This is a genomic window from Curtobacterium sp. MCLR17_055, assembly GCF_003234305.1.
Taxonomy (GTDB): Bacteria; Actinomycetota; Actinomycetes; order Actinomycetales; family Microbacteriaceae; genus Curtobacterium; species Curtobacterium flaccumfaciens.
On sequence record NZ_QKSX01000018.1, the window covers coordinates 58,542 to 77,594 of the forward strand.

At 71.0% G+C, this 19,053-nt stretch carries 14 protein-coding genes and 1 pseudogene; 8 read left to right on the forward strand and 7 right to left on the reverse strand.

From position 1 onward, the window contains the following. Positions 1 to 58 precede the first annotated feature (58 nt). Positions 59 to 2,545 carry a DNA topoisomerase (ATP-hydrolyzing) subunit A gene (locus DEJ09_RS14980; protein ID WP_110863934.1) on the reverse strand — a complete coding sequence of 829 codons (2,487 nt, stop codon included), beginning with the start codon at positions 2,543 to 2,545 and terminating at the stop codon, positions 59 to 61. Between the two features lie 43 nt (positions 2,546 to 2,588). Between DEJ09_RS14980 and DEJ09_RS14985 the strand changes: the two genes are divergently transcribed. Continuing rightward, a complete protein-coding gene (locus DEJ09_RS14985) occupies positions 2,589 to 3,755 on the forward strand; it encodes an alkaline phosphatase family protein (protein WP_181433378.1) in 1,167 nt (388 codons plus the stop codon). 50 nt (positions 3,756 to 3,805) lie between these two features. Here the strand turns inward: DEJ09_RS14985 and sepH are convergent, their stop codons facing one another. Then, positions 3,806 to 4,834, reverse strand: coding sequence for a septation protein SepH (gene sepH / locus DEJ09_RS14990; RefSeq protein ID WP_163343679.1), 1,029 nt, complete (start codon positions 4,832 to 4,834; stop codon positions 3,806 to 3,808). A 287-nt stretch (positions 4,835 to 5,121) separates the two neighbouring features. Here sepH and DEJ09_RS14995 point away from each other — a divergent pair, with 287 nt between their 5' ends. Then, the gene (locus DEJ09_RS14995; protein ID WP_017886098.1) at positions 5,122 to 5,421 is read left to right on the forward strand and encodes a DUF4193 domain-containing protein; all 300 of its coding nucleotides are present in this window, start codon (positions 5,122 to 5,124) and stop codon (positions 5,419 to 5,421) included. A 128-nt stretch (positions 5,422 to 5,549) separates the two neighbouring features. Here DEJ09_RS14995 and DEJ09_RS15000 read toward each other — a convergent pair whose 3' ends face one another. Then, positions 5,550 to 5,981: a DUF3093 domain-containing protein gene (locus DEJ09_RS15000; protein WP_111089109.1), complete on the reverse strand. Its 432-nt coding sequence runs from the start codon at positions 5,979 to 5,981 to the stop codon at positions 5,550 to 5,552. Positions 5,982 to 6,044: 63 nt separating this feature from the next. Between DEJ09_RS15000 and dut the strand changes: the two genes are divergently transcribed. The 5 genes from dut (at position 6,045) to dxs (ending at position 13,059) form a co-directional block, all read left to right on the forward strand. Next, on the forward strand, positions 6,045 to 6,536 hold the full coding sequence (gene dut / locus DEJ09_RS15005; RefSeq protein WP_071403948.1) for a dUTP diphosphatase: 492 nt from the start codon (positions 6,045 to 6,047) through the stop codon (positions 6,534 to 6,536). Next, a complete protein-coding gene (locus tag DEJ09_RS15010; protein ID WP_027465470.1) occupies positions 6,533 to 7,255 on the forward strand; it encodes a DUF3710 domain-containing protein in 723 nt (240 codons plus the stop codon). The genes dut and DEJ09_RS15010 overlap by 4 nt, the downstream gene beginning before the upstream one ends. Positions 7,256 to 7,287: 32 nt before the next feature. Beyond that, positions 7,288 to 8,067: a DUF3159 domain-containing protein gene (locus DEJ09_RS15015; protein WP_111089110.1), complete on the forward strand. Its 780-nt coding sequence runs from the start codon at positions 7,288 to 7,290 to the stop codon at positions 8,065 to 8,067. Between the two features lie 128 nt (positions 8,068 to 8,195). Beyond that, positions 8,196 to 11,012: an aconitate hydratase AcnA gene (gene acnA / locus DEJ09_RS15020; protein ID WP_027465472.1), complete on the forward strand. Its 2,817-nt coding sequence runs from the start codon at positions 8,196 to 8,198 to the stop codon at positions 11,010 to 11,012. Between the two features lie 109 nt (positions 11,013 to 11,121). Then, positions 11,122 to 13,059, forward strand: a complete 1,938-nt coding sequence (gene dxs / locus DEJ09_RS15025; RefSeq protein ID WP_111089111.1) for a 1-deoxy-D-xylulose-5-phosphate synthase — start codon at positions 11,122 to 11,124, stop codon at positions 13,057 to 13,059. A 116-nt stretch (positions 13,060 to 13,175) separates the two neighbouring features. On the opposite strand, the gene DEJ09_RS15030 is transcribed toward dxs, so the two are convergent. The 4 genes from DEJ09_RS15030 to DEJ09_RS15045 form a co-directional block, all read right to left on the reverse strand. Further along, on the reverse strand, positions 13,176 to 15,314 hold the full coding sequence (locus tag DEJ09_RS15030; RefSeq protein WP_111089112.1) for a 3-hydroxyacyl-CoA dehydrogenase NAD-binding domain-containing protein: 2,139 nt from the start codon (positions 15,312 to 15,314) through the stop codon (positions 13,176 to 13,178). Positions 15,315 to 15,316: 2 nt separating this feature from the next. Continuing rightward, a complete protein-coding gene (locus tag DEJ09_RS15035) occupies positions 15,317 to 16,534 on the reverse strand; it encodes a thiolase family protein (RefSeq protein ID WP_111089113.1) in 1,218 nt (405 codons plus the stop codon). 128 nt (positions 16,535 to 16,662) lie between these two features. After that, positions 16,663 to 17,973, reverse strand: coding sequence for an HRDC domain-containing protein (locus DEJ09_RS15040; protein WP_372449802.1), 1,311 nt, complete (start codon positions 17,971 to 17,973; stop codon positions 16,663 to 16,665). Beyond that, the gene (locus DEJ09_RS15045) at positions 17,970 to 18,551 is read right to left on the reverse strand and encodes a DUF3000 domain-containing protein (protein WP_017886108.1); all 582 of its coding nucleotides are present in this window, start codon (positions 18,549 to 18,551) and stop codon (positions 17,970 to 17,972) included. The genes DEJ09_RS15040 and DEJ09_RS15045 overlap by 4 nt, the downstream gene beginning before the upstream one ends. Positions 18,552 to 18,574: 23 nt before the next feature. On the opposite strand from DEJ09_RS15045, the pseudogene DEJ09_RS15050 reads away from it, so the two are divergent. Next, positions 18,575 to 19,053: pseudogene (locus DEJ09_RS15050) on the forward strand (hypothetical protein); the annotation flags it as partial.

Here is a 19,053-nt window from a genome sequence, read left to right on the forward strand (position 1 = left end):
GGTCTCGCAGGGTGTGAGGTGTCGCCAGGCGCGAAAGGTGGCGCGGGCCAGCGCGCGCCTACGCCTCGCCGGCGGTGCCGTCGAGCGTCGCGGCGCTGCCGCCGATCGAGCCGATGACCGCCTCGAGCGGGGCACCCGACCCGTCACGCTTCGACAGCCAGTCGGGCAGGGTCCGCGCGGCGCCGTCCGTGCCGACGGCGTGCGGCGGCGCGATGCCCGCCCAGCCCACGGTGAGCCCGTCCTCGCCCTTCAGGAACGCGTGCGCCCGGACACCCTGGGTGGCGCGGCCCTTCGCCGGGAACTCCGACAGGGCGGAGACCTTGGCGCGACCGGCGTCCGTGCCGGGCAGAGCGGTCGAGGTGGTGGACACCGTGGCGACCACGGCGTCGTCGGAGCGTGCGACCGAGCCGAACCAGATCACGGAGGCGCCGTCAGCGAGGGCCATGCCGGCCACTCCACCCGCGGGCAGCCCCTGCGCCCGGACGACGGACGCCGGGAACCGCAGCAGCTGCGCGTTCGAGCTGATGAACACGAGGTCGTCGGACTCCGGGGCCTGGGCAGCGCCGACCACGTGGTCGCCGGGCTTCAGGCCGATGGCGACGAACTCGGGCTTGTCGGGCCACGCACCCGCCACGACGCGCTTGACGACGCCGTGTGCGGTGCCGATCGCCAGCGAGTCCGACGACGCTCCGGACAGGTCGACGATCGCCACGACGGTCTCGCCCTTGGTGAGCGCCAGGAAGTCGGTGACCCGGACGCCGGCGTCGAGCCGGACCGCGGCGGGCGGTACCGCGGGGACGTCGACGGGGGAGAGCCGGAGGACACGACCGGTCGAGGTGATCGCGCCGATCTGCCCCCGCACCGTGCTCACCACGGCGGAGCGGACGGCGTCGTGCTTCGAGCGCTTCGGCACGCGGACGATGCCGAGCTCCGACGTCGGGATGTCGACGCGGATGAGCCGCCCGGTGGTGGAGAGCAGCACGCGGCAGGGGGAGTCGGCGATCTGCAGCGACTCCGGGTCGACCGCGGCCTTCCGACCGCCCTTCACCGGGGCGTCGGCCTCGGTGAGCAGCGTGCGCCGCGGGGTCGCGAACTTGTCGGACACCTCGGTCAGCTCGAGGGCGACCTGCGCGCGGAGCCGTTCGTCGGACGCCAGGAGTTCTTCGAGGGCGGCGATGTCGGCGAGCAGCTGGTCGCGCTCGGCCTCGAGCTCCATCCGCGAGAACTTCGTCAGGCGGCGCAGGCGCAGCTCGAGGATGTACTCGGCCTGCACCTCGGACAGGTCGAAGACGTCGCGCAGGCGGTTGCGCGCCGCCTCGGAGTCGTCGGAGGTGCGGATGACCTGGATGACCTCGTCGATGTCGAGGATCGCGATGAGCAGGCCCTCGACCAGGTGCAGCCGTTCCTTGCGTCGTGCCAGCCGGTACTGCGACCGCCGGGTGACGACGTCGAGCCGGTGCTGCACGTAGACGTCGAGCAGCTCGCGGAGCCCGAGGGTCCGCGGTGACCCGCCGACCAGCGCGACGTTGTTGATGCCGAAACCGTCCTCGAGCGGGGTGTGCTTGTAGAGCTGCTCGAGCACGGCGGTGGGGTTGAAGCCGCTCTTGATGCCGATGACGAGCCGGAGCCCGTGGTTGCGGTCGGTCAGGTCGTTGACGTCCGAGATGCCGACGAGCTTCTTGGACTGGACGCCGTCCTTGATCTTCTCGATCACACGCTCGGGGCCGACCAGGTAGGGCAGCTCGGTGACGACGAGCCCGACCTTGCGCGGGGTGAGGTTCTCGACGCTCACCTTCGCGCGGGTGCGGAACGAACCGCGGCCGGTGGCGTAGGCGTCACGGACCCCGGAGAGCCCGACGATCGTGCCACCGGACGGCAGGTCGGGGCCGGGCACGAACTCCATGAGCTCTTCGAGGCTGGCCTGCGGGTTCATGAGCAGGTGCTTCGCGGCCTCGACGACCTCGCCGAGGTTGTGCGGCGCCATGTTCGTCGCCATGCCGACCGCGATGCCGGAGGCGCCGTTGACGAGCAGGTTCGGGAACGCCGCCGGCAGCACGCCCGGCTGCATGATCTGGTTGTCGTAGTTCGGGACGAAGTCGACGACGTCCTCGCCCAGGCCCTCGGTCATCGCCATCGACGGTTCGGCGAGCCTGGCCTCGGTGTACCGGGCGGCAGCGGGGCCGTCGTCCAGCGAGCCGAAGTTGCCGTGGCCGTCGACGAGCGGCACGCGCATCGTGAACGGCTGGGCCATGCGGACCAGCGCGTCGTAGATCGCGCCGTCGCCGTGCGGGTGCAGCTTGCCCATCACCTCGCCGGTGACGCGAGCGCTCTTGACGTGTCCGCGGTCGGGCCGCAGCCCCATCTCGGCCATCTGGTACAGGATGCGACGCTGCACCGGCTTCAGGCCGTCGCGGGCGTCGGGCAGCGCCCGCGAGTAGATGACGGAGTACGCGTACTCGAGGAAGGAGCCCTGCATCTCCTCGGAGACGTCGACGTCCTCGATGCGCTCACCGTCGGGCAGGCCGACTACGTCCGTGCGTGCCATGGCACCTTTCTGGAGAACCGGAGTCGTCTGGGAGACTCGTGGGATGGGAACAAGCGTACCGACGGCCCCCGACGCCGTCGCGAACCTCGCCGACGTCTTCCCGAGTTGCCTCGTGGCGCTCGGCGCTGCGGACGACGCGTGGTTGCGGAACGACGGCCTGGAGGCCCGGATCACCCTCCGTCCCGCCCGCTCGGCGATCGTCGTGCTGGTCGACGGCCTCGGTTCCGCCGCGCTGGCGGCGCGCGCCGGGCACGCCCGCTGGTTGACCGGCGCGAAGGGCACCGGCACCGCGAAGAAGCTGCGGAGCGGGTTCCCGACGACGACCGCGGCCGCCCTGAGCACCCTGACCACGGGCCGCTCGCCCGGCACTCACGGCGTCGTCGGGTACAGCGGCTGGAACCCGGACACCGGTGCCGTGATGAACCTGCTGGGCGGCTGGGACACCGAGGTGCCCGCGGACTGGTTCCTGACGCAGACCCTGTTCACCCGGGCCGCGGAGCTCGGGCTCGACCCCGTCGTCGTCGGGCCGGACCGGTACCGCTCGTCCGGGATGACCGCGAACGTGCTCGGCGGCGCTCGGTACGTGTCGGCGGACACCATCCCGCAGCGTGTCGACGCCGCACTGGCCGAGACCGCCACCGGCCGCTCGCTCGTCTACCTGTACGTTCCGGAGCTCGACTCGATCGGGCACAAGTACGGCTGGCAGTCCGACCGGTGGACGGCCGCCCTCGAGCTGCTCGACGGGGAACTCGCCCGCCTCGATGCGCGGACCGCCGACGACGTGGGGGTCCTGGTGACGGCGGACCACGGTGTGCTCGACGTGCCGGACCACGCGAACATCGCCATCGACCCGCTGCTGCTCACCGACGTCGTCGGCGTCGCGGGTGACCCGCGCTGCCGGCAGCTCACCGTCGCACCCGGTACCGACGTCCGAGCCCTGGTCGGTGCGTTCCGGGCGCGCTACGGCAAGAAGGCGTACGTCGCCAGCCGTGCCGAGGCGATCGAGGCCGGGTGGTTCGGGCAGGTGTCCGACCAGGTGGTACCGCGCATCGGCGACGTGCTCGTCGTGGCGCGCGGCTCGTGGGCGTTCAACGACGACCGTGCCCTGCGCGAGGACGAGACGCCGAAGCGCATGATCGGCCAGCACGGGGCGATGACCGACGAGGAGACGATCGTGCCGCTCCGGCTCGCCGGCGCGTTCGCTCACTAGGGGCGTCAGTGCTCACGAGGGGCAGCGCCGACGGCCGGTGTGCGTGGGGATCAGGCGGGGTCGTCGTCCGGGCGGGTGCCGAAGACGATCTCGTCCCAGCTCGGCATCGAGCGGCGGTTGCGCTTCTTGCGTTCGCCACGGCTCTCGGGCTCCGGCGCCGAGGCCGGACGGGCGTCGGTCGACTGCGGTGCGGTGTCGTGCGCGCCGCCGTCCTCGAAGCCCTGCAGCGGGATGTCGACGACGCTGATGGACGTGCCGCGGGCGGACTCGTCGCGCTGTTCGCCGAACGACGCTGCTTCGCGCTCACCGCGGCGACGGCGGAGCGCCTCGAGCAGGTCGGCGGTCTCGTTGCCGGGAGCGCGCTCTTCCACGGCGGCCTGGCCGATGCGGGGCAGCGGTGCACGGAGCGGCGCGTGCTGGGACGGCTCGGGCTCGGCGGCCGGCTGCTCCGGCTCGTCGACGCGGAAGGCACCGGAGTCGAAGCGGGTGCCGTCGTCGTCCTGCTGCTCGAACTCGACCGCACGCAGGCGTGGGGCGATTCCCTCGTCGTCGGTGTGCGACAGCCGGTGCGCGTCGCCGTTGTCCGGGACGAGGGTCGAGGTCTTGGGGTCGAAGTGCCACTGGGCGTCGTGCTCGACCTCGCCAGCGGTGTAGCGGACGCGGACCTGCCAGCCGCTCTCCGGGTGCTTCCAGGAGCCCCAGGTGATCGCGGTGGCCTCGCCGGCCTCGAGCTTCGCGGTGATCGCGGGGCCGAAGGTGTCGGGGGCCTCGTCGTCGACCGGGGTGACCGGCACACGGTGCGAGGCGTCGAGGATGAAGGCACGCTCGGCGAGGACCGGGCCCTCGAAGCGGCGGACGTACTCGACGTCGACGTCGAGCGCGGCGGCCACGTCGGCGGCGTCGGCGCCACCACGGATGCGCGCCTGGACGTCCTTGGGGGAGACCCGCTTCTGCGGACCGGCGTCGGGGTTCGCCTGGCGCACCTGGCCTGCCAGCGACGACGTGACGGGCAACCGGAACTCGGTGCCGCCGTCGGTCGCCAGGAGGAGTGCGCCGGACTCGACTCCGATGACTCTCACGTCTTGCATGGTTCCGCCTTCCCAGCGTCGCGTACGGTCCTGCTGTCGTACCCCGTGAGTATGCAGGGACGACGGGCGGTTTCCGGGGAGGCGCACGGGCGTGCCGCGGACATCCGCACGGCCGATCCCGCTCCGGCAACGGGTGTCGGGAATGTCCGGTTCCGGTCATGGGTTGCACAGCCAGCACGACCCGCCGCAGCACTCGGTTTGCGCTCTGGCGGGGCGTGGTGCAAACTGTCGCCGCCGATCACCCGGCGACGACCTCTCGATACGAGAAATGGATGGGCATGGCCACCGATTACGACGCCCCCCGGAAGACCGACGACAACTCTGACTCAGAGTCGATCGAGGCCCTCAAGGAGCGCGTTCCCGACAAGATGTCGGGGGTCGTCGACGATGATTCCGACAACCCCGGCAGCTTCGAACTCGCCGGGCAGGACCTCAGCGACGTCGACCTCGACGTCGTGGTGCTGCCCCCGCAGGTCGATGAGTTCACCTGCGTCGAGTGCTTCCTCGTGAAGCACCGCTCCCAGCTCGACCACGAGTCGAAGCTCGGACCGGTCTGCGCGGAGTGCGCTTCGCTCTAGCGAGCACAGCCGCGTCGCTCTCGACGAAACGATCAGCGAAGGCCCCGCATCCTCCAGGGAGGCGGGGCCTTCGTCGTGTGCTGCGAGGCGGGGCCGAGCCGCGCCTCCAGGCCGTGGACCGTGGTCCGTCAGGACCGCAGCGCCTCGACGACCTTGCCCGGGTGCCGGACGCTGACCAGCCAGTAGGGCGTCGGGTCCGCGTCGTCGCGCACCTCGACCTTGACGACCCCGCGCACGTAGCCGCGGAAGAGGGTCCAGGCGCGGGCGTCGAGTGCCGGCCCGCGCTGCTCGGTCGCCGCTGCGCCATCGAACGCCTCGGTCGTGCCGACGAGCGTGCGGGGGAGGTGTGCCTTGCCCGCGCGGAACTCGGTGTCGGTGACCTCGATGGTGGGTGCGAGTGCCCACAGGAGGACCAGGACCCCGAGCTCCATCCCGATCGCCACGAGGACGCCGGCCAGGACGCTGATGGGGAGGAAGACGAGCAGGGTGGCGGGGATGACGAGCGCCGTCGCCAGGTAGAGGGCGGGCGGGGCCCAGAGTCGTTCGCGGTACAGGGTCACGGGTCCATTCGATCACGAGCGAGCGAGGTCACGGAACGGTCACGGCTGCACTACCCTCGTCACGTGACCGAACCAGTCGACGTCCTCTGGACCGGGGAGCACGCTCCCGGCCACGCCCACCCCGGCGACGCGGGTGCCGATCTCGTCTCCACCGAGGCCTTCGTGCTGCAGCCGGGGGAGCGACACCTGGCCGCCACGGGGCTGCGCATCGCGCTGCCCGAGGGGTACGCCGCGTTCGTGGTCCCGCGGAGCGGCCTCGCTGCGAAGCACGGCATCACGATCGTGAACAGCCCCGGCACCGTCGACTCCGGCTACCGCGGGGAGATCAAGGTCGCCCTGCTCAACACCGACCAGACGGAACCGTACGAGGTGCACGTCGGCGACCGCATCGCCCAGCTGATCGTGATGCCGGTGCCGCAGGTGACCTACACCCGGGTCGACGACCTGCCGGACAGTGTCCGCGGACAGGGCGGGTTCGGCTCGTCGGGCTACGGTGACCGGAGCGACGCCGTGACCGGTGCCGCCGCAGACGCTCAGGAAGGAACGCGCGCATGAAGTTCGGCCGACGCAAGCGGGACGAGGTCGAGGTGGCGGACGCCGTCGCCGACGACATCGAGGTCGCGGACACGTCCCCCGAGGTCGACATCGCGACGGATGCCGACGCGGACCTCGACGAGGTCGACGCGGTCGCCCCGACGGACAAGTCCGCTCCGGAGGACCGGGCCGAGAACGGCCCCCACGACGAGACCGAGGCGAACCTGGTCCGCCCCTACGTCGACCTGGGCGGGGTGAAGGTGCTCCCGCGCGAGGGCCTGCACCTGCGCCTCGAGGTCGAAGAGGGCTCGCAGCGCGTCGTCGCGGTCGGGCTCGACTACGACGAGTCCACGCTGCAGGTCCAGCCGTTCGCGGCACCCCGGTCCACCGGCCTGTGGCACGAGATCCGCGCCCAGATCGCCGAGCAGATCGAGCGCCAGGGCGGTGTCGTGACCGAGGTCGACGGCCCGTTCGGTCCCGAGCTCCGCGCGTCCGTCCCGGTCGCCGTGGACGGCGACGGCGGCACCGCCGGCTCCCGTCCGGCCCGCTTCGTCGGCGTCGACGGCCCGCGCTGGTTCCTGCGCGGCGTGATCGCCGGCAAGGCCGCCGAGCAGCCCGACGACGCGAGCGAGATCGAGGAGCTGTTCCGCAGCGTCGTCGTCGTGCGCGGCACGACGCCGATGCCGCCGCGCGACCTCATCCCGCTGCACATGCCCAAGTCGACGCAGACCGCGATCTGACCGACTGACGACCAACCCCGCCTGGAGGCACGGTGCCGGACCACGACGACACCCCACGACCCGAGACGGCTGGCTCCGACCCCGCTGCGCCGGCTGCTGAGTCATCGGTGGCGCCGTCGTTCTCCGCGCAGTTCCGCGACGCCGTGCAGAACGCCGGGATCGCCCGCGTGGCACCCGGTGAGGCACCGTCCGGCCGGGCGCTGCTCGGCGCGGTCGGCGGGGTGCGCGGGCTCGCCGAGTCGGTGCTGCCCGGGTTCGCGTTCCTGGTCGTCTACGCGATCACGAAGGAGCTCGTGCCGAGCGTCGTGATCCCGGTGGCGGTCGGCCTGGTGTTCGTGGTGCTCCGGCTGCTGCAGCGGCAGTCGGTGACGATGTCGTTCGCGGGCATCCTCGGCGTCGCGGTCTCGGCCGGCCTGGCGCTGATCACCGGCCGCGCGGAGAGCAACTTCATCCCCGGGATCGTCATCAACGCCGTCTGGCTCGTCGGGCTGCTGATCACGCTGGCGATCCGCTGGCCGCTCATCGGGCTCGTCGTCGGGTTCCTGCTGCCCGCGAACGAGGACGGCTCGCACGTCGACTGGCGCGCCGACCCCGTCAAGCGCCGCGTGCTGACGGTCGCCACCTGGATCTGGGTCGGGCTGTTCGCGGTCCGGCTCGCGGTGGAGGTCCCGCTGTACCTGACGGCGCAGGTCGAACTGCTCGCCGGGCTGAAGCTCATCCTCGGCGTGCCGCTGTACGCGGCGGTGCTCTGGGTGACCTGGCTGCTGGTCCGCACCGTGTTCGTCCGACGTGACGACGTCACCCCGGTGTAGAGTTCTCTCGACATCAAGATAGTTCTCGCAGGGCGCGCACGCGTCCTCGGGATTAGGTTTGCCTTGCTGGTGGGACGGTCCACGGCCCGCGAGGATGAGGGCAAACCGATCAGTAGGGAGGCGGCACGGTGGCTGCAGTCAATAGCTTCGGCTCGAAGGACACACTGTCGGTTGGGGGTGTCGACTACGCGATCCACCGGATCGACTCGGTTCCCGGGCACGAGAAGTTGCCCTACAGCCTGAAGGTGCTGCTCGAGAACCTCCTCCGCACCGAGGACGGCAAGAACGTCACCGAGGGACAGATCCGGGCGCTCGGCTCCTGGCGGCCCGACGCGGAACCCGACACCGAGATCCAGTTCTCGCCGGCACGCGTCGTCATGCAGGACTTCACGGGTGTGCCGTGCATCGTCGACCTCGCCACCATGCGCGAGGCCATGGCGGACATCGGCGGCGACCCGAACAAGATCAACCCGCTGTCCCCGGCCGAGATGGTCATCGACCACTCCGTCATCGCCGACCTGTTCGGCAGCACGGACGCCCTGCAGCGCAACACGGACCTGGAGTACGAGCGGAACGGTGAGCGCTACCAGTTCCTCCGCTGGGGCCAGACCGCGTTCGAGGACTTCAAGGTCGTCCCGCCGGGCACCGGCATCGTCCACCAGGTGAACATCGAGTACCTGGCGAAGGTCACCTACACGCGTGACTTCGACGGCGAGACGTACGCGTACCCGGACACCCTGGTCGGCACCGACTCGCACACCACGATGGTGAACGGCCTCGGCGTGCTCGGCTGGGGCGTCGGCGGCATCGAGGCCGAGGCCGCGATGCTCGGCCAGCCCGTGTCGATGCTCATCCCGAAGGTCGTCGGCTTCAAGCTCTCCGGTGAGATCCCGGCCGGCGTGACCGCGACCGACGTGGTGCTCACCATCACGCAGGAGCTCCGCAAGCACGGCGTCGTCGGCAAGTTCGTCGAGTTCTACGGCGAGGGCGTCGGCGCCGTCCCGCTCGCCAACCGCGCCACCATCGGCAACATGTCGCCCGAGTTCGGTTCGACGGCGGCGATCTTCCCGGTCGACGACGTCACGCTGGACTACCTGCGGCTGACCGGTCGCGACGAGGCACAGATCGCCCTGGTCGAGGCGTACTCCAAGGCCCAGGGCCTGTGGCACGACGCCTCGGTCGAGCCGAACTACTCCGAGTACATGGAGCTCGACCTCTCCACGGTCGTGCCCTCCATCTCGGGCCCGAAGCGTCCGCAGGACCGCATCGAGCTCACGAACGCGAAGAGCCAGTTCGAGCTCGACCTGAACAACTACACGACGCCGTCCGAGCAGACCGACCTCGACGACGCGGTCGAGGAGACGTTCCCGGCCTCCGACCCGATCGCCGCCGGTTCCACCAACGAGGACACGGCGCTGCACGAGCACGTGCACGTGTCGAGCGCACCGTCGACCGCCTCGGCGCCGACGAAGGTCGCGATGGACGGGGCCGATCCGTTCACGATCGATCACGGTGCCGTCGCGATCGCCGCGATCACCTCGTGCACGAACACGTCGAACCCGTCGGTCATGATGGCCGCCGGCATCCTCGCCCGGAACGCCGCGAAGAAGGGCCTCACCGCGAAGCCCTGGGTGAAGACCACCCTCGCGCCCGGGTCGAAGGTCGTCACCGACTACTACGAGAAGGCCGGTCTCACCACCTACCTCGAGCAGCTCGGCTTCTACACGGTCGGCTACGGCTGCACCACCTGCATCGGCAACTCGGGCCCGCTGCCCGAGGAGATCTCGCAGGCCGTGCAGGACAACGACCTCGCCGTCACCGCGGTGCTCTCGGGCAACCGCAACTTCGAGGGCCGGATCAACCCCGACGTCAAGATGAACTACCTGGCGTCCCCGCCGCTGGTCATCGCCTACGCCCTCGCCGGGTCGATGCACTTCGACTTCGACAAGGACGCCCTCGGCACCGACCAGGACGGCAACGACGTCTACCTGACCGACATCTGGCCCGACGCGGCCGAGGTGCAGCAGGTCATCGACGAGTCGATCGACACCGAGATGTTCACCCACGAGTACGGCTCCGTGTTCGAGGGCGACGACCGCTGGAAGAACCTGCCGACCCCGACGGGTGACACCTTCGAGTGGGACCAGGAGTCGACCTACGTCCGGAAGCCCCCGTACTTCGAGGGCATGACGATGCAGCCCGACGCGGTGTCGGACATCTCCGGCGCCCGGGTGCTCGCGAAGCTCGGCGACTCGGTCACGACCGACCACATCTCGCCGGCCGGTTCGATCAAGGCCGACAGCCCCGCCGGCCAGTACCTCGCCGAGCACGGCGTCGACCGCAAGGACTTCAACTCCTACGGCTCGCGTCGCGGCAACCACGAGGTCATGATCCGCGGCACGTTCGCGAACATCCGTCTGCGCAACCAGCTGCTCGACGGCGTGGAGGGCGGGTACACCCGTGACTTCACGACGCCGGACGGTGCGCAGTCGTTCATCTACGACGCCTCGCAGCACTACCAGGAGCAGGGCATCCCGCTCGTCATCTTCGGTGGCAAGGAGTACGGCTCCGGCTCGTCCCGCGACTGGGCGGCCAAGGGCACGAACCTGCTCGGTGTCCGTGCGGTCATCACCGAGAGCTTCGAGCGGATCCACCGCTCGAACCTCATCGGCATGGGCGTCGTCCCGCTGCAGTTCCCGGCGGGCGAGACGGTCGAGTCCCTCGGGCTCGACGGCACCGAGGTCGTCTCGATCTCCGGGCTGACCGAGCTGAACGAGGGCCGCACGCCGAAGACGGTGCACGTCACAGCGACACCGAGCGAGCACTCGCCGGCCGGCAAGCAGCCGATCGAGTTCGACGCGGTCGTCCGCATCGACACCCCCGGCGAGGCCGACTACTACCGCAACGGCGGCATCCTGCAGTACGTGCTCCGCTCGCTCGTCTGACGCGACCCGGATACGGACTGGAGGCGCGGTGCCAGCTGGTACCGCGCCTCCAGTCCGTCTGCCGGTTCCGCGCATAGAGTGGGCCGACAGCCCCACGAAAGGAGCGCCCGTGAGCCTGCTCGCCAGCATCACGTCGCCGCGCGACCTGAAGCGTCTCTCCGACGCGCAGATGACCGACCTCGCCGCCGAGATCCGGCGCTTCCTGGTCGCCGAAGTCGCGAAGACCGGTGGGCACCTCGGGCCGAACCTGGGCGTCGTGGAGCTGACGCTCGCGATGCACCGCGTGTTCGACTCGCCGAACGACCCGTTCGTCTTCGACACCGGGCACCAGTCGTACGTGCACAAGCTCGTCACCGGGCGCCAGGACTTCTCCAAGCTGCGCGAACGCGGCGGCATCGCCGGCTACCCGCAGCGGAGCGAGTCCGAGCACGACATCGTCGAGTCCTCGCACGCGTCGTCGTCGCTGTCGTGGGCTGACGGCATCTCCCGCGCGTTCGGGCAGACCGGGCAGACCGACCGCACCGTCGTCGCGGTGGTCGGGGACGGCGCCCTCACCGGCGGCATGACGTGGGAGGCGCTCAACAACATCTCCGACGACAACGACCGGCGCCTGGTCATCGTCGTCAACGACAACGGCCGCTCCTACGCCCCGACGATCGGTGGCATGGCGCGGTTCCTGAGCTCCGTGCGCACCCGGCGCGAGTACCGGGCCCTGTACGAGGGCACGCAGGCCGTGGCGGCTCGGTTCGGCGCTCCGGGTCGTGCGGTGTACCGGGGCATGCGCGGTGGCCTGCACGGCTTCCTGTCGCGGCTGACGAACAACGAGGCGCTGTACTCGAACCTCGACATCAAGTACATCGGCCCGGTGAACGGCCACGATCAGCAGGCGATGGAGGCAGCACTCCGGCAGGCGAAGGAGTACGGCGCTCCCGTGATCGTGCACGCGATCACCGAGAAGGGCCACGGCTTCGAGCCCGCCCTGCGCGACCAGGCCGACCAGTTCCACGCCGTCGGGCACATCGACCCGGAGACGGGGGAGTCGCTCGACGCAGCATCGGGTCCGTCGTGGACCTCGGTGTTCGCGTCCTCCTTGGCCGATGCCGGCGCCTCGGATCCCCGGATCGTCGCGATCACGGCGGCGATGCTCCGGCCGACCGGGCTGCACCTGTTCCAGGAGCAGCACCCCGACCGCGTGTACGACGTCGGCATCGCCGAGCAGCACGCCGTGACGACCGCCGCGGGTCTGGCCTACGGGGGACTCCACCCCGTGGTGGCGCTCTACGCGACGTTCCTGAACCGTGCGTTCGACCAGGTGCTGATGGACGTCGCCCTGCACAAGGCCGGCGTGACGTTCGTGCTCGACCGTGCCGGCATCACCGGCCCGGACGGCCCCTCCCACCACGGCATGTGGGACCTCGCGCTGCTGCAGGTCGTGCCAGGGATCCGGATCGCCGCACCCCGCGATGCTGCGACCCTGCGCGAGGAGTTCCGCGAGGCGATCGCCGTCGACGACGCCCCCACCGTGCTGCGGTGGTCGAAGGGGCAGGTCGGACCGGACATCCCCGCGGTCCGTCGTCTCCCCGATGGTGTGGACGTCCTGCACGCAGCCGCGGACGACGTCGAGGACGTGCTCTTCGTCGCTGTCGGGTCGATGGTGCCGGTGGCCCTCGAGGCCGCGGCGCTGCTCGAGGCGCAGGGCATCGGCGTCACCGTCGTGGACCCGCGCTGGGTGGTGCCGATCCCGACGTCGCTGATCGAGCTGTCGCGGACGCACCGACTCGTGATCACCATCGAGGACGGCGTGCGGGTCGGCGGCGTCGGGACCCGGCTGCGGCAGGACCTGCGCGCCGCCGGGGTCGACACCGGGGTGAACGAGCTCGGGCTGCCCGACGCGTTCATCGACCACGCGACCCGGTCGCAGATCCTCGCCGACGCAGGGCTGACGGCGCAGGCCATCGCCCGCGACGTCATCGACCAGGTCGTCGGGACGAAGTTGCCGCAGGCGAAGCCCGCGCGGTCCCGCGAGTCGGCGGCGTCCGACCGCTGACGGCTCGGCCGCGGCCGGCTGGTTCCGTCCCGGTCAGCAAAACACCGGTGTTCGCGCTCCACTCCGCGGTTTGCGGGTGTTCGGTGCGCGAACACCGGTGTTTTGCGTGCTGAGCCCTAGCGGGAGGCGGGGCCGACGATCCGGGGCTCGTGGAACGTCGCGCCGAAGACACGCTCGGAAGCGCCACTGCGGTCGAGGTACGGGCTGATCCCACCGGCCTGGAACGGGTACCCCGCACCGAGGATGAGCCCGAGGTCGATCTCCTCGACGTGCTCGACGACCCGGTCCTCGAGCATGCGGTGCAGCTCGTCGGCCAGGGCATCCTCGAACCGGCGCTGCATCTCGGCGGCGTCGACGGGCTTCGCGTCCTTCTTGGAGGGCGCGACGAGCTTCACGGCGGCGGGGTCGTACCCGGTTGCGTTGCCCTTCTTGTCGCGGGTGAGGATCGTCCCGTGCTCGGCGATCTTCTTCAGCCCGTCGCCGGGGTAGAAGCGCTCGGGCCAGGCCGCGTGGTGCGAGTCGAGCACGTGCGCGCCGACCGGCAGCCCGACGAGCTCGAGCAGCTCGAACGGCGACATCGGCAGGCCGAGGGGCGCGGCACCCTGGGCGACGGTGTCGAACGAAGTGCCCTCCTCGACGCCGCGCATCGCCTCGCCGAGCACCCGCGCGAGCACCCGGTTGACGACGAAGCCCGGCTGGTCCGCGGTGATGATCGCGGTCTTCTTCAGGGTCTTCGCGACGGCGAGGGCTGTGACGAGGGCCTCGTCCGAGGTCTTCGCCGCACGCACCACCTCGAGCAGCGGCATGACCGCGACCGGGTTGAAGAAGTGGAAGCCGACGAGCCGCTCCGGGTTGGTGAGCACCGACGCCATCTCGTCGACGGAGAGCGACGACGTGTTCGTGGCGAGGATGGCGTCCGGTGCGATGACCTGCTCGATCTTCCGGAGGACCTCCTGCTTGACGGTCATCTCCTCGAAGACGGCCTCGATCACCCAGTCGGCGTCGGCGAAGGCGTCGTAGGACACCGACCCGCTGACGAGTGCGGTGATGCGGTTCGCGTCGTCGGGGGAGATCCGGCCCTTGTCGAGCAGCTTCGCGACCTCGCCGCGGATCCGCTCGACGCCGGCGTCCACACGGGACTGGTCGACGTCGGTGATGACGACGGGGACGCCCAGACGTCGGGCGAACAGCAGCGCGAACTGCGACGCCATCAGCCCGGCGCCGAGGACGCCGACCTTCGTGATCTTCTTCGGCTCGACGCCCTCGGGAGCGCCGACGGGCTTCTTCGCACGCTTCTGCACGAGGTCGAAGGCGTACATCGACGCGGCGAACTGGTCGCCCGAGATGAGGTCGGCGAGGGCCTCGTCCTCGTCGGCGAACCGTTCGTCGAGCGAGCCCGACTTGGCGGCGGCCACGAGGTCGAGCGCCCGGAACGGCGACTTCGGCACGGTGCCGATCTTCGAGGCGACCTGTCCGCGGGCGACCTTGACGACGGTGCCCCAGGCAGCCTTCTCGAGCATGCCTGGTTCGTTCTTCCGCACCACCTTGGTCGTGCCGGTGATGACGCCGTCCGCCCAGGCCACGGCCGAGGGCAGGAACGTGACGGACGGGACGAGCACGTCGCCGATGCCGATCTCGACCGCGGCCGGGCCGTCCATCAGACGGTTGTTCTTGAGCGGGTTCTCGACGATGACGCGGAGCGCGCGCTCCGGACCGATCAGGCGGGGGAGCAGCGTCGCGCCGCCCCAGCCGGGGATGATGCCGAGGAACACCTCGGGCAGGCCGATGCCCTGCGCCGCGGACGAGAACGCCCGGTAGGTGCAGTGCAGGGCGATCTCGAGCCCACCACCGAGCGCCAGGGTGTTCACGAACGCGAACGACGGCACCCCGAGGTCGGCGAACTTGCGGAGCGTGGCGTGCCCGAGGGCGGCCAGGTCGTGGGCGGCCTCGCGCGACGGGACCGCCGCTGCCTGGGACAGGTCGGCCCCGGCGGCGAAGCAGTACTCCTTGCCGGTGATCGCGACGCCCTGGATCGTGCCGGCGGCAGCCTCGGTCTTCAGGGTGTCGAGCACGCCGGACAGCTCACGGAGCGTGCGGGGCCCGAGGGTGTTCGGCCGCTTGTAGTCCTTGCCGTTGTCGAGCGTGATGAGCGCCAGCGTGCCACCAGAGGGCATCGTGACGTGCTTGACGAACGAGTGCGTGACGACCTCGTCCTCGCTGAGTTCGGCCAGTCGGTCGTTGTCGACGATGGTCATGGTCACGCCCCCTTCCGAGCCGAACGCTCGGCCGACTTGCTGTGGTTCGGGTTCTCCCAGATGACGGTGCCGCCCTGGCCGAGCCCGATGCACATCGTGGTGATGCCGTACTTGACGTCCGGTCGCTCGGCGAACTGTGCGGCGAGCTGGTTCATCAGCCGGACGCCACTCGACGCGAGCGGGTGGCCCACGGCGATCGCGCCGCCCCAGGCGTTCACGTTCGGAGAGTCCTGGGCGATGCCGTAGTTGTCGAGGAACGCGAGCACCTGGACGGCGAACGCCTCGTTGATCTCGAACAGGCCGATGTCGTCGATCGACAGGCCGGCCTTCGACAGGGCCTTGTCGGTCGCGGGGACCGGGCCGACGCCCATGACCTCGGGCTCGACGCCGGCGAAGGCGAACGAGACCATGCGCATCTTCGTCGACAGTCCGTGCTGCTTCGCACCGTCCTCGGACGCGAGCAGGCCCATGGTGGCACCGTCGTTGAGACCGGCGGCGTTGCCGGCGGTGACCCGTCCGTGGGGCCGGAACGGCGTCTTCAACGCGGCCAGCGCCTCCAGGGTGGTCCCCGGTCGCGGCGGCTCGTCGGTGCTGACGACGTCCCAGCCGTCGCCCTTGTTGACCTCGACCGGGATGACGTCCGGTTGGAGCTTGCCGTTCGCCCAGGCAGCGGCGTAGCGCTGCTGGGACTGGACGGCGTAGGCGTCCGTGCGGTCCTTCGTGATCGCGGGGAAGCGGTCGTGCAGGCGCTCGGCGGTGGCGCCCATGACGAGGGCGTCGCTCAAGACCATGCGCTCCGCGACGAAGCGCGGGTTGGGGTCGGCGTTGAAGCCCATCGGGTGCCGGCCCATGTGCTCGACACCACCGGCGATCGCGATGTCGGCGGCGCCGAAGGCGATGGCACCCGCGAGCGTCGTGACGCTCGTCATGGCACCGGCGCACATGCGGTCGATCGCGTAGCCGGGCACCGACTTCGGCAGACCCGCGAGCATGCCGACCGTGCGGCCGAGCGTCAGCCCCTGGTCACCCTGCTGCGTGGTCGCCGCGACGGCGACGTCGTCCACGGCTGCGGTGTCGAAGGCGTTCCGGTCGAGCAGTCCGCGCATCGCGTGCACCGCGAGGTCGTCGGACCGGGTCTTCCAGAACACCCCCTTCTCGCCGGCTCGTCCGAACGGTGTGCGAACGCCGTCCACGAACACGACGTCTGATGCCTTTGGCAATCCGGGCCTCCCAGATCCTCATCGATCGGGCCGGAACGCAGGTCGCTCCGGCCTGGCCGGGCCTCGCCCGGCGACCCTCCCGACGCTATGCCCCCAGCCTGGGCGGCCGCATGCCGGTTGGGCAGTTCCTACGACTCGTCGTCGTCCGTCGCCGCGGGCCGCTGTGCAGCAGCGACAAAGGCCGAGGCGATGATCGACGCGAGTTCCTCGACCTGCCACGGGCGGGCGTCGTGCTCGGCGAGGGCGGCGCCGACCAGCTCGGTCGAGACCGGCGACGGCGGGGCCCACGACACGAGCCGGAGCGTCTCCGGCGTGAGCAGGTTCTCGAGGGGGATGTCGAGCTCCTCGGCACGCTTCGTCACCGCGGCGCGCGCCGCCTTGTACCGGCGGTCGGCCGCCGGGTTGCGGTCGGCCCAGGCACGGGGTGGCGGCAGCGTCGCCTCGCCGGCACCGCGGAGACGGGGGAGGTCCTCGGTGGTGCGGCCTTCCTCGACGGCGGCCCACCAGCGGTCGAGCTCGGAACGGCTGGCGCGGCCCGTGAAGGTCTTCAGCGCGCCGAGTTCGGCGCGGGACTCGGGTGCAGCGGCCGCGGCGGCGACGATCGCCGAGTCGGGGATGGTGCGCCCGGGGGCGATGTCCGCCTGTCGGGCGTACTCGTCGCGGGCGAGCCAGAGCGACCGGGCGATCGCCAGTGCTCGCGCACCACGGAGCGCGTGCATGCCGGACAAGCGACGCCAGGGCTCGGCACGGGCGGGCTTCGGCGCACGGTGCAGGACCGCGTCGAACTCCTCCTGCGCGATCCGGGTCTTGCCCGCCTCGTCGAGCTTCTCGGCGAGGGCGTCGCGGAGGTCGGGCAGCAGCTCGACGTCGAGCGACGCGTACACGAGCCACGACTGCGGCAGGGGACGGGTCGACCAGTCGGCGGCCGAGTGCGCCTTGGCGAGGGTGATGCCCAGCAGCTGCTCGACGACGGCGCCGAGGCCGACACGGGGGAACCCAGCGATCCGGGCACCGAGCTCGGTGTCGAAGATGCGCGTCGGGACGAGGCCGACCTCCTGCAGGCACGGCAGGTCCTGCGAGGCGGCGTGGAACAGCCACTCCTCGTCGACGATGGCGGCCTGCAGCTCGGAGAAGTCGCCGATCGGGATCGGGTCGAACAGGAACGCACCGGCACCGCGGCGGAACACCTGGATCAGGTAGGCGCGCTGCGAGTAGCGGTAGCCGCTGGCGCGCTCGGCGTCGACCGCGACGGGGCCGTGGCCGGCGGCGATGGCGGCGACCGCCTCGAGGTAGTCCTCGCGCGTGTCGATGACCTTGACGGCGTCGTGCGACGCCTCGAAGGCAGGGCTGGCAGCGGGAGCAGTCGAGCCGGCAGCCGTGGCTGCGGACGCAGCCGGGCCGGTCGATCCAGCGGCGTCCTGGGGAGCGGGGTCGGTCACTTGGCGAGCCTCCTCGGGGCCAGCAGGGTCACGCCGTCCGATGCGGGCGGCAGACCGGCGAGCATGGCGACGATGTCCTGCCAGGCCCGGACGTGTGCGGTGAGGTCGTCGCCGCGTGGTGTCCACGACGCGCGGAGTTCCAGCTGGGCGCCGTCGCCCTGTGCGGCGAGGTCACCGTACCCGCGCGAGATGATCTTGGTGGCCGTGCCCGAGGCGTGGTCGTACGTCGCACCGTGCGACTCGAGCGCGTCGACGAGCCAGCTCCAGGTGACGTCGGCGACGAACTCGTCGACGCCGATCTCCGGCTCGAGCGGCGCCTGGGCGAAGGAGACGACACGGAACGCGCCGCCCCAGCCCTCGGGTTCTTCCGGGTCGTACAGGGCGATGAACCGTCCGGTGCCCAGGTCCGACTCCACCCCGTGCGCGGTGCCGGACACGTCCGCCGCCAGGGCGATCGAGAACGGTGCGATCCGGGTCGGGGAGGGGATCTCGGTGACGGTGGTCTCGGCACGGCCGCTGCCGCCGGACACGAACGCGCGGAGCCGCGCGAAGGCGTCGGGCTCTCGGGTTTCGGACACACATGCAGACTAGGCTCCGGGCCATGTCCCGATCCGCGCGACCCGCCGAGGACGTCGTCCAGGAGACCGCTCGATCGGCCGGGTTCATCGCACTCGGCGCCGGTCTGGCAGCTGCTGCGGTGGGGACGGCCGTCATCGGTGGCTTCGTCGCCGCCGTCGCCCGTGCCGTCGTCACCCCCGACCGCAAGCGCAACGAACGCGTCCCGATCCACGCCGTCGACCCCGTCCGGAAGACCGTCACGATCGAGCGCACCGCCGACACCGAGCTGCAGGGCCGCTACTCGCTCTGGTTCGGCGGCGGCACCGGCCACATGCGCGTCGGCGAGGTCCTCGGCACGACCGACACCACCGTCACGCGCCGCATCATCGCGATCGACGCCGGCGATCCGACCGCCGCCCGTCGCGGACGCTGGGGCGGCTGGTTCTACCTGACCCCGGGCGAGCTCGACGTGCCCGTCGAGGACGTCGACTCCGTCCTCCGCTGGTCCACCCCGCAGGACGC

Coding starts and splice junctions, on each gene's coding strand:
- DEJ09_RS14980 (WP_110863934.1), bottom strand. CDS start 2,545: ATGGCACGCACGGACGTAGTCGGCCTGCCCGACGGTGAGCGCATCGAG.
- DEJ09_RS14985 (WP_181433378.1), top strand. CDS start 2,589: ATGGGAACAAGCGTACCGACGGCCCCCGACGCCGTCGCGAACCTCGCC.
- DEJ09_RS14995 (WP_017886098.1), top strand. CDS start 5,122: ATGGCCACCGATTACGACGCCCCCCGGAAGACCGACGACAACTCTGAC.
- DEJ09_RS15010 (WP_027465470.1), top strand. CDS start 6,533: ATGAAGTTCGGCCGACGCAAGCGGGACGAGGTCGAGGTGGCGGACGCC.
- DEJ09_RS15030 (WP_111089112.1), bottom strand. CDS start 15,314: ATGACCATCGTCGACAACGACCGACTGGCCGAACTCAGCGAGGACGAG.